This is a genomic window from Mesorhizobium sp. RCAM 05099 (genome assembly GCF_059683685.1).
In genome coordinates this window covers 1,582,825-1,607,525 of record NZ_CM185035.1, presented here as the reverse complement: position 1 = coordinate 1,607,525, position 24,701 = coordinate 1,582,825, and the positions used below count along the sequence as shown (strand labels likewise).

Annotated in this window: 23 protein-coding genes, 1 tRNA gene and 3 pseudogenes; 18 read left to right on the top strand and 9 right to left on the bottom strand. The window is 62.8% G+C overall.

All coding sequences use genetic code 11. From position 1 onward, the window contains the following. Positions 1-260: 260 nt before the first annotated feature. Entirely contained in the window at positions 261-461 is a 201-nt protein-coding gene (locus AC56QQ_RS07955; protein ID WP_489863534.1) for a hypothetical protein, read from the bottom strand. A 384-nt stretch (positions 462-845) separates the two neighbouring features. On the opposite strand from AC56QQ_RS07955, the pseudogene AC56QQ_RS07950 reads away from it, so the two are divergent. Beyond that, positions 846-2,275, top strand: a pseudogene (locus tag AC56QQ_RS07950) (diguanylate cyclase domain-containing protein). After that, positions 2,215-2,945, top strand: a pseudogene (locus AC56QQ_RS07945) (putative bifunctional diguanylate cyclase/phosphodiesterase). Before AC56QQ_RS07950 ends, AC56QQ_RS07945 begins: the two co-directional pseudogenes overlap by 61 nt. Before the next feature lie 818 nt (positions 2,946-3,763). Here the strand turns inward: AC56QQ_RS07945 and AC56QQ_RS07940 are convergent. Further along, positions 3,764-3,853 (bottom strand) — tRNA-Ser (locus AC56QQ_RS07940). A 365-nt stretch (positions 3,854-4,218) separates the two neighbouring features. Here AC56QQ_RS07940 and AC56QQ_RS07935 point away from each other — a divergent pair. The 4 genes from AC56QQ_RS07935 to AC56QQ_RS07920 all read left to right on the top strand — a co-directional run bounded on the left by AC56QQ_RS07935 (position 4,219) and on the right by AC56QQ_RS07920 (position 7,293). Further along, positions 4,219-4,938, top strand: a complete 720-nt coding sequence (locus AC56QQ_RS07935; RefSeq protein WP_497126282.1) for a hypothetical protein — start codon at positions 4,219-4,221, stop codon at positions 4,936-4,938. Positions 4,939-5,063: 125 nt separating this feature from the next. Next, the gene (locus tag AC56QQ_RS07930; RefSeq protein ID WP_091577994.1) at positions 5,064-5,387 is read left to right on the top strand and encodes a hypothetical protein; all 324 of its coding nucleotides are present in this window, start codon (positions 5,064-5,066) and stop codon (positions 5,385-5,387) included. Between the two features lie 38 nt (positions 5,388-5,425). Beyond that, positions 5,426-6,091, top strand: a complete 666-nt coding sequence (msrA, locus tag AC56QQ_RS07925; RefSeq protein WP_497126280.1) for a peptide-methionine (S)-S-oxide reductase MsrA — start codon at positions 5,426-5,428, stop codon at positions 6,089-6,091. Between the two features lie 212 nt (positions 6,092-6,303). Then, complete coding sequence (locus AC56QQ_RS07920; RefSeq protein ID WP_497126278.1) at positions 6,304-7,293, top strand: BMP family lipoprotein; 990 nt, start codon at positions 6,304-6,306, stop codon at positions 7,291-7,293. A gap of 62 nt (positions 7,294-7,355) precedes the next feature. Here AC56QQ_RS07920 and AC56QQ_RS07915 read toward each other — a convergent pair whose 3' ends face one another. Then, entirely contained in the window at positions 7,356-7,745 is a 390-nt protein-coding gene (locus AC56QQ_RS07915; RefSeq protein WP_497126276.1) for a hypothetical protein, read from the bottom strand. An 18-nt stretch (positions 7,746-7,763) separates the two neighbouring features. Further along, complete coding sequence (locus AC56QQ_RS07910) at positions 7,764-7,973, bottom strand: SlyX family protein (protein WP_489863247.1); 210 nt, start codon at positions 7,971-7,973, stop codon at positions 7,764-7,766. A 212-nt stretch (positions 7,974-8,185) separates the two neighbouring features. Between AC56QQ_RS07910 and AC56QQ_RS07905 the strand changes: the two genes are divergently transcribed. The 6 genes from AC56QQ_RS07905 to deoA all read left to right on the top strand — a co-directional run bounded on the left by AC56QQ_RS07905 (position 8,186) and on the right by deoA (position 14,681). Next, complete coding sequence (locus AC56QQ_RS07905) at positions 8,186-9,718, top strand: ABC transporter ATP-binding protein (protein WP_497126273.1); 1,533 nt, start codon at positions 8,186-8,188, stop codon at positions 9,716-9,718. Continuing rightward, positions 9,715-10,854, top strand: a complete 1,140-nt coding sequence (locus tag AC56QQ_RS07900; protein WP_497101012.1) for an ABC transporter permease — start codon at positions 9,715-9,717, stop codon at positions 10,852-10,854. Before AC56QQ_RS07905 ends, AC56QQ_RS07900 begins: the two co-directional genes overlap by 4 nt. A gap of 1 nt (position 10,855) precedes the next feature. Continuing rightward, complete coding sequence (locus tag AC56QQ_RS07895; RefSeq protein ID WP_497126271.1) at positions 10,856-11,827, top strand: ABC transporter permease; 972 nt, start codon at positions 10,856-10,858, stop codon at positions 11,825-11,827. Between the two features lie 176 nt (positions 11,828-12,003). Beyond that, positions 12,004-12,396 carry a cytidine deaminase gene (gene cdd, locus AC56QQ_RS07890; RefSeq protein ID WP_497126269.1) on the top strand — a complete coding sequence of 131 codons (393 nt, stop codon included), beginning with the start codon at positions 12,004-12,006 and terminating at the stop codon, positions 12,394-12,396. Between the two features lie 13 nt (positions 12,397-12,409). Beyond that, complete coding sequence (locus tag AC56QQ_RS07885) at positions 12,410-13,219, top strand: purine-nucleoside phosphorylase (RefSeq protein WP_489863251.1); 810 nt, start codon at positions 12,410-12,412, stop codon at positions 13,217-13,219. A 142-nt stretch (positions 13,220-13,361) separates the two neighbouring features. Then, positions 13,362-14,681, top strand: coding sequence for a thymidine phosphorylase (gene deoA / locus AC56QQ_RS07880; RefSeq protein WP_497126266.1), 1,320 nt, complete (start codon positions 13,362-13,364; stop codon positions 14,679-14,681). Here deoA and AC56QQ_RS07875 read toward each other — a convergent pair whose 3' ends face one another. The 3 genes from AC56QQ_RS07875 to AC56QQ_RS07865 form a co-directional block, all read right to left on the bottom strand. Continuing rightward, positions 14,682-15,245, bottom strand: a complete 564-nt coding sequence (locus tag AC56QQ_RS07875) for a TIGR02281 family clan AA aspartic protease (protein ID WP_489863253.1) — start codon at positions 15,243-15,245, stop codon at positions 14,682-14,684. Positions 15,246-15,360: 115 nt separating this feature from the next. Further along, on the bottom strand, positions 15,361-15,990 hold the full coding sequence (upp, locus tag AC56QQ_RS07870) for a uracil phosphoribosyltransferase (RefSeq protein ID WP_010911460.1): 630 nt from the start codon (positions 15,988-15,990) through the stop codon (positions 15,361-15,363). A 148-nt stretch (positions 15,991-16,138) separates the two neighbouring features. Next, a complete protein-coding gene (locus AC56QQ_RS07865; protein WP_497126263.1) occupies positions 16,139-17,113 on the bottom strand; it encodes an adenosine deaminase in 975 nt (324 codons plus the stop codon). 134 nt (positions 17,114-17,247) lie between these two features. On the opposite strand from AC56QQ_RS07865, the gene ubiE reads away from it, so the two are divergent. The 5 genes and pseudogenes from ubiE to AC56QQ_RS07840 all read left to right on the top strand — a co-directional run bounded on the left by ubiE (position 17,248) and on the right by AC56QQ_RS07840 (position 22,337). Beyond that, positions 17,248-18,024: a bifunctional demethylmenaquinone methyltransferase/2-methoxy-6-polyprenyl-1,4-benzoquinol methylase UbiE gene (ubiE, locus tag AC56QQ_RS07860; protein ID WP_497126261.1), complete on the top strand. Its 777-nt coding sequence runs from the start codon at positions 17,248-17,250 to the stop codon at positions 18,022-18,024. Positions 18,025-18,094: 70 nt separating this feature from the next. Then, positions 18,095-19,670: pseudogene (gene ubiB / locus AC56QQ_RS07855) on the top strand (2-polyprenylphenol 6-hydroxylase). An 88-nt stretch (positions 19,671-19,758) separates the two neighbouring features. Then, positions 19,759-21,228 (top strand): bifunctional phosphopantothenoylcysteine decarboxylase/phosphopantothenate--cysteine ligase CoaBC, encoded by a 1,470-nt coding sequence (coaBC, locus tag AC56QQ_RS07850; RefSeq protein ID WP_497126259.1) that lies wholly within the window; start codon positions 19,759-19,761, stop codon positions 21,226-21,228. A 214-nt stretch (positions 21,229-21,442) separates the two neighbouring features. After that, on the top strand, positions 21,443-21,730 hold the full coding sequence (locus AC56QQ_RS07845) for a hypothetical protein (protein ID WP_489863258.1): 288 nt from the start codon (positions 21,443-21,445) through the stop codon (positions 21,728-21,730). A gap of 130 nt (positions 21,731-21,860) precedes the next feature. Next, the gene (locus tag AC56QQ_RS07840) at positions 21,861-22,337 is read left to right on the top strand and encodes an NUDIX hydrolase (RefSeq protein WP_497126257.1); all 477 of its coding nucleotides are present in this window, start codon (positions 21,861-21,863) and stop codon (positions 22,335-22,337) included. Between the two features lie 195 nt (positions 22,338-22,532). On the opposite strand, the gene AC56QQ_RS07835 is transcribed toward AC56QQ_RS07840, so the two are convergent. Beyond that, entirely contained in the window at positions 22,533-23,105 is a 573-nt protein-coding gene (locus AC56QQ_RS07835) for a GNAT family N-acetyltransferase (protein WP_497126254.1), read from the bottom strand. A 328-nt stretch (positions 23,106-23,433) separates the two neighbouring features. Between AC56QQ_RS07835 and AC56QQ_RS07830 the strand changes: the two genes are divergently transcribed. Further along, positions 23,434-23,889, top strand: coding sequence for a DUF2214 family protein (locus AC56QQ_RS07830; protein ID WP_489863261.1), 456 nt, complete (start codon positions 23,434-23,436; stop codon positions 23,887-23,889). Here AC56QQ_RS07830 and nth read toward each other — a convergent pair. Beyond that, complete coding sequence (gene nth, locus AC56QQ_RS07825; protein ID WP_497126252.1) at positions 23,877-24,689, bottom strand: endonuclease III; 813 nt, start codon at positions 24,687-24,689, stop codon at positions 23,877-23,879. The genes AC56QQ_RS07830 and nth overlap by 13 nt on opposite strands. Between the last annotated feature and the right edge of the window lie 12 nt (positions 24,690-24,701).

The window sequence follows — 24,701 nt, the reverse complement described above, 5'->3', positions numbered from 1 at the left end:
TCCCACGCGCAAAAGAATTCTTTTTCGGGAAGAAACGGAAAAAATACCCGATGCGAGAAAGCCGGCGAGCAGCTACTTCAGCCGGATGGCGTGTCTTCGCCATGTAAGAGTTCAGCGCATCAGCCTGCCAGATCTGTGTTTTTCATTGATTCTCAGACGCTAAGACCGGGTTGAGTGCGGCCAGATCGACAGCTTAGTTCGCCGCCGAGATAGACGGCATCAATGATGCGGCATTAAGCCAGTAGGGTCGCAGCGTACTATTACAGATCACCGCGCCGTCTCTCGTACAAATCCCAGGCGAGTTCCACAAAAGCTAGAAGAACATCGTCCCGATTCCAGCCAGCCGCGACCGCCGCCTGGACAATTTCACGGACGAGAGGCAGCAACTGCGCCTGGCATTCAGCTGGTAGGTCGGCGGCGGCGCCACCGAAGGATGGTCCATGGAAGTCAAACTTCACGATTTAGGGCTCCTCGAATTCTCTCCGCCCGCATATATATGATAGATGGCACTAAACCCAGAATTTATTGGACGTGTGCCTGCGATGGACAATGCCGTATCGAACACTCCTTTTGCTGCGAAATGGTCAAAATCGAGCAAAATTTTGCACCCTATTCGCTTAGGGGCAACTGCTCCGAGCGCCATCTTCCGATTCGTATTGCCGGCTCGCGGTCGTGATGCCAATGTCGTCGTCCTGTTGCTCAAGTCAGACACGAGCATCCTGGCTAAAGTGATCGCCCTCCGCTCCGACGAAGGTACCGCACCGTCGCTGAAGCCTCGATACCGCCTTCGGCACGGGCGATGCCACTGATCTGCTTGGCTTGTTGCGATCACCACCACAGGGCTTTTGCTATGGTCCACGTTCCAGACTGACACCGTTGCTGCGTCGCGGCAGGAAAGTTTGGCCGCGCTGGTCATATCCAAACTAGAGAGCGGAGTAGCCCACGACCATGAGAGCGTCACCGTTTGGGACGACGCAGTTGGCGCGCTGCGCAACCGGGATACGAAATGGATCGACACCAATCTCGGCATCTGGATGCATACTTACTTCGGTCATGACGAGGTTTATGTTCTCGATCCTAGCGACGCGCCCGTTTACGCGTTCGTCAAAGACGCGACTGTCAGGCCCGACGCCTACGATTCGACACGCCCGATCACAGCGCCTCTCATCGCGAAACTCAGGACAAGGCTAAAACGCGGCGACACTGACGGCGTCACGGAGCAGGTGCTGTCGATCGGTGCTTCCGATACGGCGGTTATCTCCGGCCACCCCGCCGTCGTGAGCATCAAGCCTATCGTTTCCGACAGTGGCCATGTTCTCCAAGAAAAAGGTCGGGAGTTTCTACACGTCGCAGTCCGCTACCTCGATGGTAGTCTTCTTGCATCCCTGCGCCAGGACTACCTGCTCGACGGCGCGCGCTTCTCATGGATCAACAGGCTGTCCCCTGGAGAAGCATCTTACGCCCTTGTCGACCGATCCGGCTCCACTGTCGGATTCTTGGTCTGGCAGCCGTACCGGCCTGGCGCGCATGTGCTTTCCCGATTGGCCCCTATGCTGGCAGCGCTGTTCGGGATGGCGTTGTGCGGTGTCATTTTGGTCCTGGTGGGCTTTCGCAAACGCACCCTGAAACTGGTCGAATCCGAGGAGCGGATTTACCATTTGGCCCATAACGACCTGCTCACGGCGCTGCCCAATCGCATCCAGTTCGACGAGCGTCTCAGTGATGAGTTGAGGCGCCTGCCGTTGACCGGCGAACAGATTGCTGTGCTGTATCTCGACCTTGATCGGTTCAAGGAGGTCAACGACAGCTTGGGACATTCCGCCGGGGATGAGTTGCTGAGGGAGTTCGCAGACCGCCTTCGACGGCTTACCACCGAGTCGGACACGGTCGTCCGCATGGGTGGCGACGAATTCACCATTATCTTGCGCGCCGTCCAAGACGAAGATGACGTCAAAGCCCTGTGCCAGCAGTTGATTGAGTCCGCCAGGCGGCCGTTCGAAGTCGCGGGGACCAAGGTTTTGTAGGGGTCAGTGTCGGAGCCGCTTTGACGCCGAAGGAGGGATTGGATCGGGTCGAATTAGTGAGGAAAGCTGACGTCGCGCTCTATCACGCCAAGGCTGCCGGACGTAGCAGCTACGCGTTGTTCGGAGTCGAAATGGACCATACAATGGCCATGCGTAAAGGGCTGGAACGCGACCTTCGAGAGCGCTGCATGTGCCTGGGCAAATTCGGGTCCACTACCAGCCTCTTTACGTTGCCGACACGGGCAGGATAGCGGGTGTCGAAGCCTTGGTCCGCTGGTCCCACCCCGAGCGCGGTTGGGTCGCCCCGGACCTGTTCATACCATTGGCCGAGGAAATCGGGCTGATCGACCAGCTAGGCGAGCTGGTCTTGCGGCAGGCGTGCCGAGATGCGGTCCATTGGCCGATCGACACCTTGGCGGTCAACGTTTCGGCCTTGCAGCTGAACAACCCGGCCTTCGCCATGAAGGTAACGAGCATCTTGCTGGACGCGCACATTGATCCTCGCCGCGTTGAACTGGAAGTGACCGAAAGTGCACTCGCGGGGCGCGCGTCGAATGCAAGCACAACATTGAGGCGCTGCGGGGGATTGGGGTGCGCTGCGCTCTAGATGATTTCGGCATTGGGTTCTCGTCACTGGCGCGTCTGCAAAATCTGGATGTCGATAGAATCAAAATCGATCGAAGCTTCGTGCAGGGCTTTGGCCGCTCCAACGGTGATGAGGCCATTGTTCAGGCAATCATCAACTTGGCGCGTGCCACTGGACTCAGCACCACTGCGGAAGGTGTTGAGACTGAGAGTCAGCGAGACTATCTGCGCCAGCTCGGCTGCGACCAACTACAAGGGTTCTTGCTCTCCAGGCCAGTCGCAAAGGAGGAAATCCACCGGCTCCTTGAGGGGGTGCCCCAAGTGGTTTTGGCCTAGATGGCTGCTCCTGACCATCCTGCCAGCGGGAACGCTCAGTTGGTCTCCTGAAGATGCATATCGCAACCACGCTTAGCACGTGACGATCCGATCGATATGGATATTCGAGGATTGCGTCTCCCGATGTTGTATGAGGTGCCACTCCGTTATGACGAGAAGCGTATCGAGGACTGCAATCGCTGGTCTCCAACCAGCACCGAGAGCCGCCGGCCCCGGCAGATCGCACTGGCACCCATATGGCCCGTCTGGGTCGATCTTTTTGATGTCGGTTTCAGCGCCGCTGCAGAACCACAAGTGGCGTCGGGATAGCATTCGATCAGAAGTTCCAAGGCCGAACTGAGCGACCCAGTCACATCGATGGAAGCGATTTCCTGATATGATAGGCTTTGTTGGTGGTCGCCTGTAGCCTGTGAGAGTAGAACTTGGAACCCGTTCGGATCCGCTTGGAGATGGGCGTTTGCTGATAACATCGGTCCGATTTGCATCGATCATGTCCCGGCACACACCGGCAAAAGCTTGAGGGGTTGGGAGAAAAGCGATCCCGATATAAAAAACACCGCGCCGAAATATGCTCGTCATTTCAGGGCGTCAGCAGATTTCTTGACTCTGCTTGTTTCCCGGTGCCGGGGCGAAAGCATGATGGCCGCTTCCAAGCGTCCGCGTGCTGTACGCTCCGGGCGACGCGAAGGACAGCCTCCAACCGGGCTGGATGCCTCATGCCGTCGCATGCTGTCTAAATCAATCGCAACCTCCATGACGGGCTTTTTGGGGGGGTAAGTCCTAATCTTCGCTCTAAGCTATTGATTTTGTTGATGAACTGGCGGAGAGAGCGGGATTCGAACCCGCGTTACGGTCTCCCGTAAACACACTTTCCAGGCGTGCGCCTTCAACCACTCGGCCACCTCTCCGTCCTTGCATGTCGCGCCGGCCGGTTTCGCCACGCGGGTTGGGGATACGCATCTCCCTTGGGGCTTCGGTGCGGAAATTCCGCTCCATGGATGCCGCCAACCAGCGGACACCCTTCCCCTGCACCTGAGCCGTCAAAGCAACAGGCGCGGGGCTCATCTAGTCGATCCCGCGCCGAATGCCAAGCCATAACGGCGGTCTATTCGCTTTGCCGGCCACACAGCGTTTCACGACGCCGCCGGAGCCCCGTCTTGAGGCGCTGTCCTCGAATGATGTGCACAGGCAAGGCGGCAAGGCCAGCCGCGCTTGACTTCGCCCCCCGCCGTCTGTCGAGTGATGCAGGCTTTGCGGGGGGCATCGTCCGGACATGACATCGAGCAGTGGAAATCCGGGCAATGAACAGACGCCAGCCAGACGGCCGGACAGCGGGCTGTGCTTCGTACCGGTGGGCTGGCTCATCTTCGTCATGGCGTGGTCGCTCTATGGCCTGGCGTCGGCCTGGTGGCTGGTCGGGAATTCCGGCCTGCCGGACAAGATCTTCTATCTCGTCCTTGGCGGGCTCGCCGCCAACGTCGTCACCATCCTGTGGGGACTTTACCTGCTTGGCCTCGCCTTCGGCCGCTCGGCGCGTTTCCCGCGCCATTTCACCATCTGGCAGATCGCCATCATCATCTGGCTGCTGGCAAGGCAAGCCTATGTGCTTGCCGTGCCTGATTTCGTCTTCTCGGCCAGAGGCCTGGCCATCACCGGTGCCGAAATCGCCATCGGCCTGCTCTGTATCTACCTTCTGCGCCGGGGTTCAGGTGCCGAGACCGTCTACGCCAAGCCGGAACCCGAAGCGCCGCCGGTCTTCGTTTCGATCGTCGCCGCCCTGCTCGGCATCATCCTTGGCGCGGTCATCGGTGCCGTCGCCGGCTTCTTCGCCGGCTCGGTGATTTCAGATGTCACCAGCATGAGCTGCTTCGAAGGCGCCTGCGGCTATTTCGCCGCGTTCATCGGCCTGGCCGGCTTGGTGGTCGGTGCCATTGGCGGCGGCATCGTCGCGGTCTGGCTTGCTCACCGGCGCAGGCGCAAGCCAGTGGCATAGATCGGCTTCAAATTCGTGTATGGCGATTGCGAACCCGGCCTGCGCATTCTATCTCTCGTTCTGAAACGCGTGCCGAAAGGTCCTCGGGAGGAGCTTGAGCACTGGCCCAGGGGAAAAGGTCTCGAATGTTTCGCTTCATCTTTCGTCTTGCCGCAATGGTCGCGCTGTCGATCTCCGTCATCATGGCGGTGCTCGACGCGACGCGCACGGTGGCTGCTTCGGCGCTGGTGCTGACCCCGCTCAACACCAGCTGGCTGGCCGTCTCGCCGGACACCCGGGCGGCTTTCGAAACCTTCGTCCGCGCCAAGGCCGGCCCGCTGCTCTGGGACAGCGTCATCGCCTGGGTGCTCAACCAGCCCGGCTTCGCGGTTTTTGCCGTGCTGGCCTTCCTGCTCTATGCGATCGGTTACCGGCGGCAACGACGCACCGGACAATTCGCCGCCACCTGATCCGCTTCCTGCGTCCACCCAGAGAAGGAAGACCGCGCATGTTCTTTCTCAGCGACATGCTGAACAAGAAGCTTCATTTGCCGAAGCCGTCTGAGGCTTTGCCGGGCCGCGCCCGGGCAATCCCGACGACATCCAGACACCACGTCTTGAAAAGGCCCCTCAAGGGACCTTATCCGGAAGGGCTGGAGACGGCGATGTTCGGGCTGGGCTGCTTCTGGGGCGCCGAGCGGCTGTTCTGGCAGCTCGAAGGCGTCTGGGTCACGGCGGTCGGCTATGCCGGCGGTTTCACGCCCAATCCGACCTATCAGGAAACCTGCACCGGCCTCACCGGCCATGCCGAAGTGGTGCTGGTGGTCTACGATCCCAAGGTCGTTTCCTATGCCGAGCTTCTGAAGCTGTTTTGGGAAAGCCACGATCCGACGCAAGGCATGCGCCAGGGCAATGATGTCGGCACCACCTACCGCTCCGCGATCTACACGCCCGATGATGCGCAATTCAGCGCGGCAAGTGCTTCGCGCGACGCCTATGAGGCCTCGCTGCGTGCTGCGGGCCACGGCAAGATCACCACCGAGATCGCGCCGGCGCCGGAATTCTACTTCGCCGAAGCCGACCACCAGCAATATCTGGCGAAAAACCCTCACGGCTATTGCAACCTCAAGGGCACCGGCGTTGCCTGCGCCATGCCGGCCGCCGCCTCCGCCTGAAGCCTTCCGCGCAAGGATCAAGCCGCGGCGCGGCCTCCCCGCGCCATGCTTTTCCAAAAGGTCAAAATTCCGCGTGAAATTTGTTTCGGGCCGTGCCAGATTGCCCCCGAGCGGGAGGGGAATACACTCCAGGCTGACGTAGCATGCCTGCCGGCGAACCGGGCAGGCGGGCGGTGCGTAACGGAAAAAATAACCGACAGGGTGTGGATCACATGAAACGTATTGTTCTCGGCCTTCTGGCCGCAACCGCAATGGTTCTTCCGGCTTTCGCCGCGGATGTCCAGCCGGCCATCCTCTATGATCTCGGCGGCAAGTTCGACAAATCCTTCAACGAGGCCGCCTTCCATGGCGCCGAGAAGTTCAAGACCGAGACTGGCACGCCCTATGTCGAGTTCGAAGTGTCCAACGCCTCGCAGCGCGAGCAGGCGCTGCGCCGCTTCGCCGAGGACGGACGCAACCCGATCGTCATGGCGGGCTTCGCCTGGGAGGATGCGCTCAAGGTGGTCGCGAAGGAATATCCTGATCTCAACTTCGCCATCATCGACGATGCCGTCGACCTGCCCAATGTCCGCTCGCTGGTCTTCAAGGAGAATGAAGGCTCCTATCTCGTCGGCATCCTGGCGGCGATGGCCTCGAAGTCGAAGAAGGTCTCCTTCATCGGCGGCATGGACATCCCGCTGATCCGCAAATTCGAATGCGGCTATGTCGGCGGCGCCAAGTCGGCCGGTGCGACGGACGTTATCCAGAACATGACCGGTGACACGCCGGCTGCCCGGAACGACCCGGCCAAGGGCGGTGAGATCGCCAAGACGCAGATCGACCAGGGCTCCGACGTGGTCTATGCCGCGGCCGGCGGCACTGGCGTCGGCGTGCTGCAGGCGGCGGCGGATGCCGGCAAGCTCGGCATCGGCGTCGATTCCAACCAGAACGGCCTGCAGCCCGGCAAGGTGCTTACCTCCATGATGAAGCGCGTCGACGTTGCCGTCTACACCGCCTTCATGGACGGCAAGAACGGCACCTTCAAGGGCGGCCTGCAAAATCTCGGCCTCAAGGAGGGCGGCGTCGACTACGCCATGGACGACAACAACAAGGCGCTGGTGACCGACGAGATGAAGGCGGCGGTCGAAAAGGCCAAGGCCGACATCATCGCCGGCAAGCTCGAAGTGCACGACTATACGGCTGACAACGCCTGCCCGTACTAAGCGGCACATATATTCAACAGAACTGCAAACCGCCGGGTGCAAGCCGGCGGTTTTGCGTAGGCCTACAGCTTGCCCGCCAGATAACCCAACCCGAAGGCCGCTATCAGTCCGAAGGCGACGGCAAATCCGCGCAGGCCACCAAGTGCTTGCAGGCCGATGCCATGCGGCCTCTGGGGCAGGCCGCGGATCACCGCTGGTGATCCAGCATTGCCCAGTCCGGACGTACGCATCTGCGGCAATTCCGCGAGGCGTTGCGTGACCAGCTGCCAATGATTGCCGGGCAGGCCACCTGGTTTTTCCGCGCGGTCGAACATGTGCATCCGTTCGGCAAGCTGCACCACCGCGTCGCGGAAGCCGGGGTCGATCTCCAGATCGCGTTCGGCCCGTTCGCGTTCCGCGTCGTTCATCAGGCCGAGCACATAATCGCCGGCCCTTGCTGTGCGGTCGCTCATGGCTTGTGCTCCCCTTCCCTACCAGTGCGGCGGCTTGGTGATCGGCACGTCGGGTGCCGCCTGTTCCTCCAGCGCCAGGAAACGGTCGGCCAGCGCGTCGAGCTTGCGCTGCATGCGCTCGATCACCTTCCACTGCTCGGCGATCTGGCCAGACAGTTCCTCGATGGTCTGTTCCTGTTCGGCGGCGCGAATTTCCAGCGTCGTCAGCCGATCGGCGGGCATGGTCATTCCAAATCCCCAGTCTGCACCGCAATGCCTCGCGCCGCGGCGTTGCGACGGCTTGGCCATATTAGCAAATGTGTAGGCCCCGGCCACGTTGGAAATTGACAAGCGCACCGGGATTTGTCGAGAGTGGACGCCGCTCCGGCAATTGGCACGGGCGGAGCGTCATGCTAGGCGTTTTGACCAAGCGATAAAAAAATAAGAGTGGGACAGGCTGCATGGCGCAAGCCGCAATCGAGCTGATCGGCATCAACAAGAGTTTTGGCGCCGTGCGCGCCAACCGCGACATTAATCTGGAGATCGCGCGCGGCACCATCCACGGCATTGTCGGCGAAAACGGTGCCGGCAAGTCGACGCTGATGTCGATCCTCTATGGCTTCTACCAGGCCGACAGCGGCGAGATCCGCGTCGGCGGCCAGCCGGCATCGATCAGCACACCCAACGATGCCATCGCGCTCGGCATCGGCATGGTGCATCAGCATTTCATGCTGGTCGACAATTTCTCGGTCTTGGAGAACATCATCCTCGGCGCCGAAAGCGATGCGCTGCTGAAAAGGAGCATCGCCAAGGCGCGCTCGGAACTCGAGCGTCTCGAGCGCGAATACGGGCTGGAAGTCGACCCCGATGCGATCGTCGAGGAATTGCCGGTCGGCCTGCAGCAGCGCGTCGAGATCCTCAAGGCGCTCTATCGCGGCGCAGAGATCCTGATCCTCGACGAACCGACGGGCGTGCTCACACCCGCCGAGGCCGACCACCTGTTCCGCATCCTCAAGCAGTTGAAGGAACAGGGCAAGACCGTGGTGCTGATCACCCACAAGCTGCGCGAGATCATGGCCATCACCGACACGGTGTCGGTGATGCGCCGGGGAACGATGGTGGCGACGCGCGAGACGAAGAAAACAACGGTGGAGGAACTGGCCGAACTCATGGTCGGGCGCCGCGTGCTGCTCCGGGTCGAAAAAGGCGAAGCCGCCGCCGGCGACGTCAAGCTCGCGGTCAAGAACCTGACCGTCAGGGATTCTCGCGGCGTCACCATGGTCGACGACATCTCCTTCGACATTCGCGCCGGCGAGATCGTCGGCATCGCCGGTGTCGCCGGCAACGGACAATCCGAACTGCTCGAGGCGATTTCGGGCATCCGGCGCGCCGTTTCCGGCTCGGTCATGCTCGACGGCAAACCGATCGACCTCACAGGTGCGGCCGATCCCGGTGAGTTGCGCGACCGGGGCCTCGCCCATGTGCCGGAGGACCGCCATCATGTCGGGCTGGTGCTGGCCTTCGAGGAGAACGAGAATTCCATTCTCGGCTATCACGACGACCCCCGCTACCTCAAAGGGCCGTTCCTCAACATCGACGCCATCCGCAACGATGCCAAGGACAAGATCGCCAAATACGATATCCGTCCGACGGATTGCCGGCTGAAGACGGCCAATTTCTCCGGCGGCAACCAGCAGAAGATCGTGCTCGCGCGGGAAATGGAACAAGACCCCGGCGTACTGATCGTCGGCCAGCCGACGCGCGGCGTCGATGTCGGCGCCATCGAATTCATCCACAAGCGCCTGATCGCCATGCGCGACCAGGGCAAAGCCGTGCTGGTGGTCTCGGTCGAGCTCGACGAGATCCGTTCGCTCTCCGACCGCATCCTGGTGATGTTCGCCGGCCGCATCGTCGGCGAACGCGGTCCCGAGGCAAGCGAGGGTGAACTGGGTCTCCTGATGGCAGGCGTCGAGCACCAGGAGGCCGCGCAATGAGCACGCCTTACGCCAAATTGCCGGCCTGGGCCGATTATGGCCTGATCCCGCTGATCAATCTGTTCGTTGCCTTCGTCGTCGCCGGTTTCGTTGTGCTTCTAGTCGGCGAAAATCCGTTCCGCGCCGCCGTCATCCTGGTCGAAGGCGCTTTCGGCAAGGGAACCGGCATCGCCTTCACCCTTTTCTATGCCACCACATTCATATTCACCGGGCTTTCGGTGGCGGTGGCAGCGCATTGCGGCCTGTTCAACATCGGCACCGAGGGGCAGGCTTACATCGCCGGCCTTGGTATCGCCATCGTCTGTCTTGCCTTCGACAGCGTGCTGCCATGGTGGCTCACTTTCCCACTGGCCATCGTCGCTTCGGCGGTCGTCGGAGCGTTGTGGGCGCTTATCCCGGCCTATCTGCAGGCCAAGCGCGGCTCGCACATCGTCATCACCACAATCATGTTCAACTTCATCGCCGCCTCGATCATGGTTTTCCTGCTGGTAGGCCCATTGAAGCCGGCAGGGTCGCAGGCGCCGCAGACGCGCAACTTCCTCGCAGGCGCGGAACTGCCGAAGCTTAACTGGGTCATCGAACTGTTCGGCGCCAAGATCCATTCGGCCCCCCTCAACATCACCTTCCTGCTGGCGCTGATCATGGCCTTCCTGGTCTGGCTGCTGATCTGGCGCACCAAGCTCGGCTACGAGATGCGCACCTACGGTCACAGCCCGAAGGCGGCTCGCTATGCCGGCATTTCGGAGACCCGCATCATCATCACCGCCATGATGATCTCGGGGGCTCTGGCCGGCATGATGGCGCTCAACCCGGTGATGGGCGACCAGCACAATGTCGCGATCGATTTTGTCAGCGGCGCCGGTTTCGTCGGCATCGCGGTTGCGCTGATGGGCCGTCTGCACCCTGTCGGCATCGTGCTGGCGGCGATCCTGTTCGGCATGCTTTACCAGGGCGGCGCAGAGCTCGCCTTCGAGATGCCGGCAATCAGCCGCGACATGATCGTCATCATCCAGGGTCTGGTCATCCTCTTTGCCGGCGCGCTCGAGCATATGTTCCGGCCTTACATCCAGGCGCTGTTCGCTTCGTTCAGTCCGAGAACAGTCGGCATGGAAGCGGTCAAAGGGAAGGGTGCCTGAGATGGGTGTCTTCATCGCTATCGTGCAGATACTCGACTCGACCATCCGCCTGTCGGTGCCGCTGCTGCTCGCCTGCCTCGCCGGCCTCTATTCGGAGCGCGCCGGCATCTTCGACATCGGGCTGGAGGGCAAGATGCTGGTCGGCGCTTTCGCCGGTGCCGCGGCCGCTTCCGTGTTCCATTCGGCCTTGCTCGGCCTCGGCATGGCCATCCTGATCTCGGTCGCGTTTGCCATGATCCACGGCTTTGCCTCGATCACCCATCGCGGCAACCAGATCGTCTCCGGCGTCGCGATCAATTTCATCGCCGCCGGGTCGACCATCATTCTCGGCCAGGCCTGGTTCCAGCAAGGCGGGCGCACGCCGGCGCTGCAGCCGGGCGAGCGGTTCGACGCGATTGTCTGGCCCGGCGCCGATGCGGTCAGGGAGGTGCCGATCCTGGGACCGATCTATTCGGAACTGATCTCCGGCCACTCGATCCTGGTCTATCTCGCTTTCCTGATGGTGCCCTTCACCTGGCGGGTGCTGTTCCGCACCCGCTTTGGCCTGCGGCTGCGCGCCGTCGGCGAAAACCCGGCCGCCGTCGACACGGCCGGCATTTCCGTTGCCTGGCTGCGCTACCGGGCGCTGATCTGCACCGGCATCCTGACCGGCATCGCCGGAGCCTACCTGTCGATGGTGCAGAATGGCGGCTTCGTGAAGGACATGACCGCCGGCAAGGGCTACATCGCGCTGGCCGCGCTGATCTTCGCCAAGTGGAAGCCGGTCAACGCCATGTTCGCCTGTCTGTTGTTCGGCTTCCTCGACGCGCTGTCGATCCGCCTGCAGGGCTCGCCGCTGCCCATCATCGGCAAGGTGCCGGTGCAGTTCATGCAGGCGCTGCCTTACATCCTCACCGTCATCCTGCTCGCCGGCTTCATCGGCAAGGCTATTCCGCCGCGTGCCGGTGGTGTGCCCTACGTCAAGGAACGCTGAGCCCAAACTGCGGGGTCCGCTCAGGCTAATGCATGTCGCTCGAAAAATGGCCCCGATCTTGAGACGACGACAAGCTGGAAACAATACTTGAAGCGTGTCGAATGAATCCATTTCGACGCGACGCGCTTCAAGCGGGATGTCGGGTTTTGGACACGATCATCGGAGAGAACAACTGAATGTCGCATGATCTGTTCGAGGCGGCCAAGGCGGCCATGGCCAAGGCCTATGCGCCCTATTCTAAGTTTCCGGTGGGGGCAGCACTTCGCACCGAGGATGGACGCGTCTTTGCCGGTGCCAACATCGAAATTGCCTCTTATCCGGAAGGCTGGTGCGCCGAAACCACCGCGCTTGGCCATTACATCATGGGTGGCGGCGGCAAGATCGTCGAAATCGCCGTCATTGCCGAACGCATGGCGAAGTGCTCGCCTTGCGGCGGCTGCCGTCAGCGGCTGGCCGAATTCTGCCGGCCGGAGACAAAGCTTTATCTCTGTGACAATGCCGGCGTCGCCGAAACTGTGACCATGGGCGAGATGCTGCCCTACGGCTTCCGGGGCGATATCCTGAAATGAAGAGCTGGGTGCAATGATGGAAAAGGCGCTGGACCATCTCGTCGAAAGGCTGGACGGCCTGGCGCCGACGGCCGCGCTGGTCCTGGGTTCGGGCCTGGGCGGACTGGTCGACCAGATCGAAGATCCGATCCGTGTCCCCTATGCCGACTTGCCGGGTTTTCCCCGAAGCGGCGTCACCGGTCACGCCGGCGAAGTGGTGGCGGGGCTGTTTGCCGGCGTGCCGGTGCTGACGCTGTCCGGCCGCGCCCACTATTACGAGCATGGCAACGCCGCGGCGATGCGGCCGGTGCTGGAAGTGCTTTCCGGTATCGGCATCACAAAACTGATCCTCACCAATGCCGCCGGTTCGGTCGATCCGGATATGCTGCCGGGCTCGGTGATGCTGATCACCGACCACATCAATTTCTCGGGCACCAATCCGCTGATCGGCGAGCCGAGCGACCGCCGCTTCGTCGGCCTGACCGAAGCCTATGATGCCGGTATCCGCAAGGCGCTCGAACGCGCGGCGAAGGCGACCGACACCGCGCTTCACAAGGGCGTCTACATGTGGTTTTCCGGTCCCTGCTTCGAAACGCCCGCCGAAATCCGCATGGCGCGCATCATGGGCGCCAACGCCGTCGGCATGTCGACCGTGCCGGAGGTCATCCTCGCCCGCTTCCTCGGGCTGCGTGTCGCCGCCTGCTCCGTAATCACCAACCTGGCGGCCGGCATGACCGGGGCCGAGCTTTCGCACCAGGAGACCAAGGACATGGCGCCGGTCGGCGGTGCGCGGCTGGCGACGATCCTGCAGCATTTGTTCCAGGAAGGCTTGCTGGATGGGTGAAGCGGTTTTTGCCCTCACCCTTGTGGAGAGGGTCGACGAGCGGGCCCTGCCCGCCCCGCTCCGCCCTGTGGAACGGCCTTCCCGGGCAAGCCACTGGTCTTGCGCGTCCTTCGGACCCCCGCAAGGGGAAAGGTAAAGCGCCATGCTTCCGCAAGAAATCATCCGCCGCAAGCGTGATGGCCTGAAACTGTCGGCGCCAGAGATCACCAGCTTCGTCACGGGCGTGACCGACGGGGCCGTTTCGGATGGCCAGGTCGGCGCCTTCGCCATGGCGGTGTTCTTCAACGGCATGAGCCGTGACGAAGCGGTGGCGCTGACGCTGGCCATGCGCGATTCCGGCGACGTCCTCGACTGGTCGGACCTGCCCGGCCCGGTCACCGACAAGCATTCCACAGGCGGCGTCGGCGACAATGTCTCGCTGATGCTGGCGCCGATCGTCGCCGCTTGCGGCGCTTATGTGCCGATGATTTCCGGCCGTGGCCTCGGCCACACCGGCGGCACGCTCGACAAGATGGACGCGATCCCCGGCTATGTCAGCCAACCCGATATCGCGCTGTTTCGCAAGGCGGTGCTCGAAACCGGTTGCGCCATCATCGGCCAGACCGCCGATCTCGCCCCCGCCGACCGCCGGCTCTATGCGATCCGCGACGTCACCGGCACGGTCGAATCGGTGCCGCTGATCACCGCTTCTATCCTGTCGAAAAAACTGGCCGCCGGCCTGCAGTCGCTGGTGCTCGACGTCAAGGTCGGCAACGGCGCCTTCATGGAAAAGTCGCGCGACGCGACGGCCCTCGCCAACAGCCTGGTCGAAATCGCCAGCGGCGCCGGGCTGAAGGCCTCGGCATTGATCACCGGCATGAACGAGCCGCTGGCCTCGGCTGCCGGCAATGCCGTCGAGGTGCGCAATGCCGTCGATTTCCTCACCGGCCGTCTTCGTGACCGTCGGCTGGAGGACGTGACGCTGGCGCTGGCCGCCGAGATGCTGCAGTTGGCGGGACTGGTGTCATCGAACCAGGATGGCATGCGCCGCGCCAGCGAAACGCTCGCCAGCGGCCGTGCCGCCGCCACCTTCGCGCGCATGGTGGCTGCTCTCGGTGGCCCCGCCGATTTCATCGAGAAGCCGGAGAAATATTTGCCGACGGCAGCGACCGAATTTGCCGTCAACGCGACCGAAGACGGTTTCGTCACCGGTATCGCGACCCGCGACATCGGGCTCGCCGTGGTTGGCACGGGAGGCGGGCGCACACGGCCGGACGACAAGGTCGACCCCGCGGTCGGCATCACCAGGCTGCTGCCCATCGGCGCCGAGGTCAGGACTGGCGAGCCCCTCGCATTGATCCACGCCCGTTCGCCGTCCGATGCCGAGGCCGCCGCCGACGCCGTGCTTTCGGCCTATGCGATCGGCGCTTCGAAACCGGCCGCCGATAAGTCGGTGATCAGGCGGATTCTGCCGCGCGGCTAATTACTGGACAAGCAGCAGCGTGCCGTTCTCGGCCTGGTATTTGCTGAGCCTATTGAGGAAGCTCATTCCGATCAGGTTGGTGTGCAAAGCCCTGTCGTCGAGCACGATGACCTGGACGTCATCGACGGTAATGGTGCCGATCTGTAGCCGGTCGATCGATGCCACGGCAGCCTTGATCGTGCCGTTGGCGGTGTTGACCTGGTGGCTGAAATCGGAAGGGTTGAGCGACAACCCGATCCTGCGTGCCGTTGAGGTGTTGATGGCGACCAGTGTCGCGCCGGTGTCGATCATGCCGTCGACCTGACGTCCGTTCAGCTTGAAGGCCGAAGAGAAGTGCCCGCGCTCGTCCGCCGTGACGACAACCTTGCGGCCGAGCGGCAGCGGCGCCGCCGGCTTGCCGGGGACCGATGCCAGGTTGACGTCGGGCTGGGCCTCGACCGCGGGCTTGCTCGTCGCCGTCGATTTCAGCAGGTTTTCGAGGATCCGCGGATTCGACTGATACACAATCGGTATCGATGCCGATGCACCGGCAAAAACGCCAAGGATGAGAAATTTGCGCAGCATGGATCGGCCTTTGTGACCGCCAATCCTTAATCCCGGATGGTGTTTGCCGCTTTAACGCGCGCCAGAACCGGGCCTTTGCGTAAACGTTTGGTAAATCGTACCAGGCAACTTGGTACTACTTGGTCCCGTACATGCGGTCGCCGGCGTCGCCGAGGCCAGGCATGATGTAGCCTTTCTCGTTGAGCTGGCGATCGATGGAAGCGGTGAAGACCGGAACGTCCGGATGCGCCTTGGTGAAGCGTTCGATGCCTTCGGGCGCCGCCAGCAGGCAGAGGAAGCGGATGTTGGTGGCGCCGCGCCCCTTCAGCTTGTCGATCGCCGCGATCGCCGAATTGGCGGTCGCCAGCATCGGATCGACGACGATGACCAGCCGGTCGGCGAGATCGCTCGGCGCCTTGAAGAAATACTCGACCGCCTCCAGCGTTTCGTGGTCGCGGTAGAGGCCGATATGGGCCACGCGGGCCGCCGGCACCAGGTCGAGCAGGCCTTCCAGCAAACCGTTGCCAGCGCGCAGCACCGAGGCAAAGACCAGTTTCTTGCCCTCCAGCGTCGGCGCCTCCATGGTCTCGATCGGTGTTTCGATCGTTGTGGTCGTCAATTCGAGATTGCGCGTGACCTCGTAGCCGAGCAGCAGCGAGATCTCGCGCAGCAGCCGCCGGAAGCCGGCCGTCGAGGTTTCCTTCTTGCGCATGATGGTCAGCTTGTGCTGGACAAGCGGGTGGTCGACGACGGTGACGCCCTTCATGATGTTCTCCTGATGCGTGTCGCCCGAAAGCGCGCGCATGGACCCTTTCGGACGCGCCGCGCTTCAAGCTGCTTGGGCGAACCCTAGCGGCAATGCATCGGCCAAGGAACCGCTTGGCCTGCACCGACCACAGCTTTGTCGGAAGAAATCAGCGGGAGGCGCCGTTCAGGCGGGCAAGAAGCGCGGTCCTGGTCTTCCTGTCGACGAAGGCGGCTTCGATGGCGGTGCGGGTAACGGCGGTGAGCGCCTTTTCGTTCATCGAGAAATGCTCGGCGGCGATGTCGTATTCGCGCTTCAGCGAGGTCCAGAAATAGGGCGGATCGTCGGAATTCAGTGTCACCTTGCAGCCGGCGGCCCGCAGGGCCGGAAAGGGATGATCGGCAAAACTATCGAACACCTTGAGCGCGATGTTGGAGCCGGGACAGCATTCCAGCACCACGCCCTCGTCGGCGATGCGCCGGACAAGGGCCGGGTTCTCGATGGCGCGCACGCCATGGCCGATGCGGGATGGGCGGATGTGATCGAGCGCCGCTTGGACAGTCTCCCAGCCCGTCAGTTCGCCGGCATGGACGGTAATGCCGAGCCCGGCTTCGCGGGCGATCTCGAAAGCCCTGACATAGTCCTCCATCTCGCCTACCCGCTCGTCGCCGGCGACGCCGAAGCCGGTGACCAGCGGATGCCCGCAGCGCGCCGCGAAGCGTGCCGCCTGCTCGATCGACTCGACGCCGACATGACGCACGCCGGTGACGATCATGCGGCCCTCGATGCCGGTCTTGGCCTTGGCCCGCGCCATGCCTTCGCCGAGCGCATCGGTGTAGGCCTTGGGCGACAGGCCGGCCTTCTTGGCATGATCCGGCGAGGTGAAAACCTCGGAATAGATCGCCCCGTCGCGGGCGAGGCTGGTCAGATAATGATCGGCCAGCCGCGCATAGTCCTCCTCCGTCCGGAACAGATCGGAGGAAAAGTCGTAAGCCGCGAGGAAGGACGTGAAATCGTGCCAGACGAATGAACCGTTCCGGATATAGGGGGAGGTGTCCTTGCCGTATTTCTGCGCCTGGCGGATGACGAGTTCGGGCGCCGCTGCCCCTTCAATGTGGCAGTGCAATTCCGCTTTCAAAAGCATTCAATCATCCCGTCGGTCAGTCCAGGTCTTGAAAACCCACCACCTGGAAGCGCGGCCGAACACCGCGCCTTAAACAATAGCGCCCGCACCATCGATCGGCTATGGTCCCGCCGGTTTTATGACGGATCAAAAAAATGTCAGTTGAGAGAACCACGGCCGCGGGCGGCATGGAAACCTCGTATGGTTTCAAGCGTGTAGGGGCTGGCGACAAGCAGTCCCTGGTCAACGATGTTTTCCACAAGGTCGCCAACCGCTACGACCTGATGAACGATCTGATGTCGGCTGGCCTGCATCGGCTGTGGAAGGATGCCATGGTCACCTGGCTCAATCCGCCAAAGCGGGCGGGCTGGTGCGTGCTCGACGTTGCCGGCGGCACCGGCGATATCGCCTTCCGCATCGTCGAGGCCAGCCACGGTCAGGCCCATGCCACGGTTCTCGACATCAATGGCTCGATGCTTGCCGTAGGCCGCGACCGGGCCGAAAAGAAAGGCCTGTCCGGCAACACCGATTTCGTCGAGGCCAACGCCGAGGAACTGCCCTTCGCTGACGCCACCTTCGACGCCTACACCATCGCTTTCGGCATTCGCAACGTGCCGCGCATCGATGTCGCGCTCAGCGAGGCATTCCGCGTGCTGAAGCCGGGCGGGCGGTTCCTTTGCCTCGAATTTTCCGAAGTCGAGATGCCGCTGCTCGACAAGGCCTACGAAGCTTGGTCGTTCAACGCCATCCCAAGGATCGGCAAGATGGTCACTGGCGACGGCGAGCCCTATTCCTATCTGGTCGAATCGATCGCCAGGTTTCCCAACCAGGCGAATTTTGCTTCCATGATCACCCGTGCGGGCTTCGATCGCGTCTCTTTCCGCAACTATTCCGGCGGCATCGCGGCACTGCATTCGGGCTGGAAGCTTTGAGGCCGTCAAGCATTTCTCATGATCGATGTGCCCTGCGCCGGTTGGAGAACCCGGCGGGACGGGTGCAGCCATGAGCACTGTCAGCGCAGGATTTCGGCTGGTGCGGGCCGGCTGGGTGCTGGTCCGCGAGGGCGTCGTCGCCGCCTTGCCGGGCGAGGAACTGAACGGCCTGCCCAAATTCGGCTGGCGGCTGGCGCGGCTGTTCACCCGCCGCCGCGCGCTCGCCTATGAGCGCAGCGACCGGCTGGCCAAGGCAGTGGTCCGGCTCGGGCCGTCCTATGTCAAGCTCGGCCAGTTCCTCGGCGACACGGCCCGACGTCGTCGGCAATGACATGGCGCTCGATCTCGCCATGTTGCAGGACAAGATGCACACTTTCCCCAGGGCCGAGGCGATCGCGGCGATCGAAGCCTCGCTCGGGCGCAAGATAGGCGATCTCTATGCGCAATTCGGCGATCCGGTCGCCGCCGCCTCCATCGCCCAGGTCCATGCCGCCGACACCATCCATGACGGCGTTGCCACCAAGGTGGCGGTCAAGGTCATCCGGCCGGGCGTGCGCCGCCGCTTCTTCCAGGATCTCGAAAGCTATTTCCTCGCCGCTCGCCTTCAGGAAAAATACATCCCGTCGTCACGCCGGTTGCGGCCGGTCGAGGTGACCGAGACGCTGGCGCAGACCACCAAGATCGAAATGGATCTTCGCCTCGAGGCGGCCGCTCTTTCGGAGCTCGGCGAGAACACCGGGGATGATCCTGGCTTCCGCGTGCCATCCGTCGACTGGGAGCGCACCGGGCGCGACGTGTTGACCATGGAATGGGTCGACGGCATCAAGATGAACGATATTGCCGGCCTGGAGGCTGCCGGGCACGATCTGAAGGCGATCGCTGCCAACCTCATCCAGTCGTTCCTGCGCCATACTTTGCGCGACGGCTTCTTCCACGCCGACATGCATCCGGGCAATTTGTTCGTCGAGGCGAACGGCACCATCGTCGCCGTCGATCTCGGCATTGCCGGCAGGCTTGGCAAGAAGGAGCGCCGCTTCCTCGCCGAAATCCTCTATGGCTTCATCACACGCGACTACCTGCGTGTCGCCGAGGTGCATTTCGAGGCAGGCTACGTGCCGCGCCAGCACAATGTCGCGGCTTTCGCACAGGCGATCCGCGCCATCGGCGAGCCGATCCACGGCCAGCCGGCCGAGACCATTTCGATGGCCAAGCTTTTGACGCTGCTGTTCGAAGTGACCGAACTCTTCGACATGGCGACGCGGCCGGAACTGATCCTGTTGCAGAAGACCATGGTGGTGGTCGAGGGTGTGGCGCGCACGCTCGACCCGGCCTTCAACATGTGGAAGACGGCCGAGCCGGTGGTCGGCGGCTGGATCGCCGGCAACCTTGGCCCGCGCGGTATGATGATCGATGTACGCGATAGCGCCAAGGCGCTGCTGACGCTGGCCCGCCAGGCGCCGGAGCTCGCCGCGCGCACCGAGCGGCTGTCGCGCGAGATCGACCTGATGGCCGAGCACGGCCTGCGCTTTGACGAAACGACTGCCCGCGCTATCGGCAAGGCCGAGGCGCGCTACAGCCGTTCCGGCCGCCTGGCATTGTGGGTGATCGCGCTGACGCTGGTCTATATCGCCTGGAAGATCATCTAGCGCCAAAGCGGAATCCTGCCTCGCAACTTGCGGCGATTTGATTGCATTGCTATCATTGCCATCGATAGTCACGGCGGAGTGCAATCAAATGGCCAGCATCACCATCCGCAACCTTGACGATGAGGTCAAGGAACTGCTGCGCCGACTGGCGGCGGAGAACGACCGTTCCATGGAAGAGCAGGCGCGGGTCATGATCCGGGCCGCTGTTGACGGTGAGATCGGTCCGGGCCGTATCGACCAGATCGAGAAGACACTGCGCGAACTGACCAGCGCGCACGGCGCGGCGACCCCGGCTGGCGCCCCGGCAGGCAAGACCTTTCCGCGAGGCACGCTTTCAGGCAAACGCATCCTGCTCATCATCGGCGGTGGCATCGCCGCTTACAAGGCACTGGATCTGATCCGCCGGCTGCGCGAGCGCGGCGCCGCGGTGCGGGTGGTCATGACCGCCGCGGCGCAGGAATTCGTCACCACGCTGTCGGTCGGCGCCCTCTCCGCCGACCATGTCTTCACCGAACTGTTCGACCGCAAGGACGAGCACGATGTCGGCCATATCAGACTGTCACGCGAGGCAGACCTGTTGGTGGTGGCGCCTGCCACCGCCGACCTGATGGCCAAGCTTGCCAATGGCCACGCCAACGATCTTGCCTCAACCGTGCTCATCGCCACCGACAAGCCGGTGCTGATGGCGCCGGCGATGAACCCCAGAATGTGGGCACATCCTGCGACACGCCGCAATCGCGCGACGTTGCAGAAGGACGGCATTACCTTCATTGGGCCGGCCAGAGGCGAGATGGCCGAGAGCAACGAGGCGGGCGAAGGCCGCATGGCCGAGCCGCTGGAGATCGTCGCCGCGATCGAGGCGCTGCTCGATGTGAGCCCTAAACCATTGTCGGGCCGCAAGATCATCGTCACCTCCGGCCCGACGCATGAGCCGATCGATCCCGTGCGCTATATCGCCAACCGTTCGTCCGGCAAGCAGGGCCACGCCATCGCGGCGGCATTGGCGAGGCTCGGCGCCGATGTGCGACTCGTCTCCGGCCCCGTCGGCATCGCCGACCCCACCGGCGTGAAGACCATCCATGTCGAACGCGCGCAAGAGATGCGCGATGCGGTGGACCAGCTTCTGCCCGCCGACGCGGCGGTGTTCGTCGCCGCCGTTGCCGACTGGCGTACCGAGAATTCGGCCGGTGAGAAGATCAAGAAGGTCGCCGGCGAAGGACCGCCGGTGCTGCGCATGGTCGAAAACCCCGACATCCTCGCCGGGGTCGGCCATCACAGGCAGCGACCGACGCTGGTCGTCGGCTTCGCCGCCGAGACACAGGACCTTTTGCACAACGCCGAGGCCAAGCTCAGGAAGAAAGGCGCCGATTTCATCGTCGCCAACGACGTGTCGCAGACCAGCGGCATCGGTCCTTCGGGGGTGATGGGCGGCGATCGCAATCGAGTGCGGATCGTGTCGAAGGCTGGCGTCGAGGAATGGCCAGAGATGGGCAAGGACGAGGTGGCCGCGCGGCTCGCCGCGCTGATCGCCGAACGGTTGAAAACGATTGTCGTGTGAGCATTGCCGGCGGAGAGACACCCGCTACCCAAACACGCTTGTGAGGCGCGCCGCGACCGCCGCTCATCGAACACTTTTGGAAGATGCCACCTTTGCCTTGCCTCGGCGAGATCACGACGACAAACCGATTTCGTTTCGATCGTCGCCCGCATATGGCAGAACCGGACGGACGACCTATATTAGAGGTAAGTATCTGTTGAGTGGGAATGAGTGGATGTCGGCGCTTCGACCATCGATGGTTTTCATGGCGGCAATGCTGGCAGGCGTTGGCTTGCCGGCTTCCGCGCAGGTCCTCGACTCCACCGGCAATGCACTGATCCGGCAGAACGACCTGCAGATATTGCAGAACAGGGTGCAGCGGCAGCAATACCAGCAGCAGCAGCAGCAGTATCGTGACCAGGACCGCCAGATCGTGCCGCAGCCGCGTCCGGTCGTGCCGCAACTCGAGCCAAGCTGCCAGACGCAGATAATCGGCAACACCGCTGTAACCAATTGCCGCTGACAAGCCGGCGTTTTTCATTTATTTAGCCGACTTATGTATTCGGATGCCTCGCGGCGTCGGCGGACGTTTTGGTTTTGCACCGGTGTCCCCGTCGCGCTATGCGGCATTGCTTCGACTGGATCGTTTACGAATGGCAGCCACCAAGAAAAAGGCCGCGCGCAAGGCAAAAAAGGGCGAGAGGATCCGCCAGGTGGCGGCCATCCCCTTTCGGCTGAACGCCCGCGGCGATGTCGAGGTTATGCTGGTCACGTCGCGAACGACCAGGCGCTTCATCGTGCCCAAGGGTTGGCCGATGAAAGGCAAGAGCGGGCGCAAGGCGGCCACCATCGAGGCGCAGGAGGAAGCCGGCGTGCTCGGCAAGACGCTGAAGGAACCGGCGGGCACCTATTCCTACTGGAAGCGGCTGGCCAACCGCTTTGTCCGTGTCGACGTCATCGTCTATTTGCTGAGAGTGACGGAGGAACTGGCGGACTGGCAGGAAGCCAGGAGACGGCAACGGGCCTGGCTGTCGCCGGCCGACGCGGCGATGCTCATCGATGAACCGGACCTTTCGACGCTGGTGAAGACCTTGACGATTGCCCAGCCCGCGCCGGCCGATCCGACGTAAGACCTCGCTCGCCGGTGTCGTCCCCTTCAGGAAACGGCCGCACCGCGTGCCGGTATTGGCGCAAGGCTTTGCGATCGCCAGGCCGCGGCCTTTCGATGCCACGACGGTGCTGCGCGGCCGGGGCGCCACGCCGGTCGCGGGCGACACCGCAGATCCGTGGGCCGATCTGGCACGGAAGCTGCGCCACAACGCCGGCTAGGCGCCTTGGGCTTTGACCGACAGGCCGCCTTGAGGTTGCCGCTCAAGCAGGATGGTCGGGGCATCGTGATAAAGGGTCCGCGTCACTTCCAGGTAACCGCATTTGGCCGCGACATTCAGCGAAGCCGTGTTTTCCGGATCGATGATGCAGACGGTTCTCGCACGTCCGAACGTCTCGTCGCCCCAGGCATGCACACGGCTGACGATCTCGGTGGCAAGACCGGCGCCGTGCACGGCCGGAACGAGCGCCCACCCTGCCTCGGGAATGCCTTCGATCGACGGCTCCATATCGCGCTTCAGATCGTGAAAGCCGGCCTCGCCGATGAAGCGGCCTGTCGCCTTTTCCTCGATCGCCCAGAAACCGTAGCCGAGCAGCGACCACAGGCCGGCATGACGCAGGAAGCGCATCCAGCTTTCCTCGCGCGTGCGTGGCTTGCCGCCGATGAAACGGGTAACGACCGGATCGACCCACATGGCGGCATAGGCGTCGAAATCCTCCATTCGGTGCGACCGCAGGATGGTTCGCTCCGTCTCGATGACAGGAACGCCGGTTGCTTTTGGACTGCTCATGGACTCTGCCTCGCTTGCCTACCCGGCGCGTAGCAAATGGCCAGGGTCAAGCAAGGGCCAAGGCAGGATATGTCATCTTCCAGGCGGGACAATCTTTCTCAGCCGCGCCAGGCCATGTTCATATAGACGCCGCCGCGCTGCAAACCTACCGTGCCGAAACCCAGCGTCAACGCTGCTGATGGCGAGGCAGGACCGACATTCAGCGATAATGACGGGCCCTCTTCTGCTCGAGCTTCGGGATGGGATTTTCCGTCAATGATGCTACTTTTCCAAGGCGTGATTCAGCCGCCGCGATCCGCGTGCCGGCCTCTTCGTTCGAGGAAAAGACATGGACACCACCGATCTTGTGCTCGCCATCGTCCATCATTTGCTGGTGTTTTCCCTAGCGGGGATCATCGGCGCCGAATTCGTGCTGATCCGCGGCGACCTGCCCGCCACCACGCTCAAGCGGCTCGCCGGCATCGACCGTCACTATGGCATCATCGCCGCGCTGATCATCGTCGTCGGCATCGGCCGCGTCTTTTACGGCCTCAAGGGCTGGGAATTCTACATCTATAACTGGGTGTTCTGGGCCAAGATGGCGGCGTTTGCGGTCGTGGGGCTGCTGTCGATCATCCCGACCGTCCGCTTCATTTCCTGGAACAGGCAGGCAAGCGCCAATCCCTCGTTCCTGGTGCCGGCAGCCGAGCTTGCTTCGGTGAAGACCTACATCCGCGCCGAGGCGTTCATCTTCCTGCTGATTCCGGTCTTCGCCGCGGCGATGGCGCGCGGCTACGGCACCTGATCTTCAGCGGCAACCGTTTCAAGAGGAGCGATCGGCACCAAGGGCGCCGGAATGCTGGTCGTCTTCTCCTGCGCCTTGCAGATGTCGGCGATCACGCAGGCCGGGCAATCCGGCTTGCGCGCCTTGCAGACATAGCGGCCGTGCAGGATCAGCCAGTGATGCGCGTGGCGCATGTACTCGTCTGGAATGATCTTCAACAGCCCCTGCTCGACCTGTTCCGGCGTCTTGCCGGGCGCCAGGCCGAGCCGGTTGCCGATGCGGAAGATATGGGTGTCGACCGCCATGGTGTGCTGGCCGAAGGCCATGTTGAGCACGACGTTGGCGGTCTTGCGCCCGACGCCCGGCAGCTTGACCAGTTGGTCGCGGTCGCCGGGCACCTCGCCGCCATGGTCGCGGATCAACGCCTCCGACAGCGCGATGACGTTCTTGGCCTTGTTGCGCCAGAGTCCGATGGTGCGAATATACTCGCCGACCTTGGCTTCGCCGAGCGCCAGCATCCTTTGCGGCGTGTCGGCGGCCTTGAACAGCGCCCGCGTCGCCTTGTTGACGCCGGCGTCGGTCGCTTGCGCCGAAAGCACCACCGCGATCAGCAGCGTGAAGGCGTTGACATGCTCGAGCTCGCCCTTTGGCTCCGGCCGCTGGACGGAGAAGCGCCGGAAGATCTCGTGCACTTCGGCCGCGCTGTAGCGCGACGAGCGTCGCACCGGCCTCGGCCGCGGTTTGGCGTTCGAACCGTCGCGCCGTCCGGCCGGCAGCTCTTTTTTGGGCATTGAGGACTCTTTGGACTTGGGGCTCGCCATTCTCTTCCTATA

Coding starts and splice junctions, on each gene's coding strand:
- AC56QQ_RS07910 (WP_489863247.1), bottom strand. CDS start 7,973: ATGACCATGCCCGCCGATCGGCTGACGACGCTGGAAATTCGCGCCGCC.
- AC56QQ_RS07865 (WP_497126263.1), bottom strand. CDS start 17,113: ATGCTTTTGAAAGCGGAATTGCACTGCCACATTGAAGGGGCAGCGGCG.
- msrA (WP_497126280.1), top strand. CDS start 5,426: ATGTTCTTTCTCAGCGACATGCTGAACAAGAAGCTTCATTTGCCGAAG.
- ubiE (WP_497126261.1), top strand. CDS start 17,248: ATGTCAGTTGAGAGAACCACGGCCGCGGGCGGCATGGAAACCTCGTAT.
- upp (WP_010911460.1), bottom strand. CDS start 15,990: ATGAAGGGCGTCACCGTCGTCGACCACCCGCTTGTCCAGCACAAGCTG.
- AC56QQ_RS07920 (WP_497126278.1), top strand. CDS start 6,304: ATGAAACGTATTGTTCTCGGCCTTCTGGCCGCAACCGCAATGGTTCTT.
- AC56QQ_RS07845 (WP_489863258.1), top strand. CDS start 21,443: ATGTCGGCGCTTCGACCATCGATGGTTTTCATGGCGGCAATGCTGGCA.
- cdd (WP_497126269.1), top strand. CDS start 12,004: ATGTCGCATGATCTGTTCGAGGCGGCCAAGGCGGCCATGGCCAAGGCC.
- coaBC (WP_497126259.1), top strand. CDS start 19,759: ATGGCCAGCATCACCATCCGCAACCTTGACGATGAGGTCAAGGAACTG.
- AC56QQ_RS07930 (WP_091577994.1), top strand. CDS start 5,064: ATGTTTCGCTTCATCTTTCGTCTTGCCGCAATGGTCGCGCTGTCGATC.
- deoA (WP_497126266.1), top strand. CDS start 13,362: ATGCTTCCGCAAGAAATCATCCGCCGCAAGCGTGATGGCCTGAAACTG.
- AC56QQ_RS07885 (WP_489863251.1), top strand. CDS start 12,410: ATGATGGAAAAGGCGCTGGACCATCTCGTCGAAAGGCTGGACGGCCTG.
- AC56QQ_RS07835 (WP_497126254.1), bottom strand. CDS start 23,105: ATGAGCAGTCCAAAAGCAACCGGCGTTCCTGTCATCGAGACGGAGCGA.
- AC56QQ_RS07915 (WP_497126276.1), bottom strand. CDS start 7,745: ATGAGCGACCGCACAGCAAGGGCCGGCGATTATGTGCTCGGCCTGATG.
- AC56QQ_RS07900 (WP_497101012.1), top strand. CDS start 9,715: ATGAGCACGCCTTACGCCAAATTGCCGGCCTGGGCCGATTATGGCCTG.
- AC56QQ_RS07830 (WP_489863261.1), top strand. CDS start 23,434: ATGGACACCACCGATCTTGTGCTCGCCATCGTCCATCATTTGCTGGTG.
- AC56QQ_RS07840 (WP_497126257.1), top strand. CDS start 21,861: ATGGCAGCCACCAAGAAAAAGGCCGCGCGCAAGGCAAAAAAGGGCGAG.
- AC56QQ_RS07905 (WP_497126273.1), top strand. CDS start 8,186: ATGGCGCAAGCCGCAATCGAGCTGATCGGCATCAACAAGAGTTTTGGC.
- nth (WP_497126252.1), bottom strand. CDS start 24,689: ATGGCGAGCCCCAAGTCCAAAGAGTCCTCAATGCCCAAAAAAGAGCTG.
- AC56QQ_RS07935 (WP_497126282.1), top strand. CDS start 4,219: ATGACATCGAGCAGTGGAAATCCGGGCAATGAACAGACGCCAGCCAGA.
- AC56QQ_RS07875 (WP_489863253.1), bottom strand. CDS start 15,245: ATGCTGCGCAAATTTCTCATCCTTGGCGTTTTTGCCGGTGCATCGGCA.
- AC56QQ_RS07895 (WP_497126271.1), top strand. CDS start 10,856: ATGGGTGTCTTCATCGCTATCGTGCAGATACTCGACTCGACCATCCGC.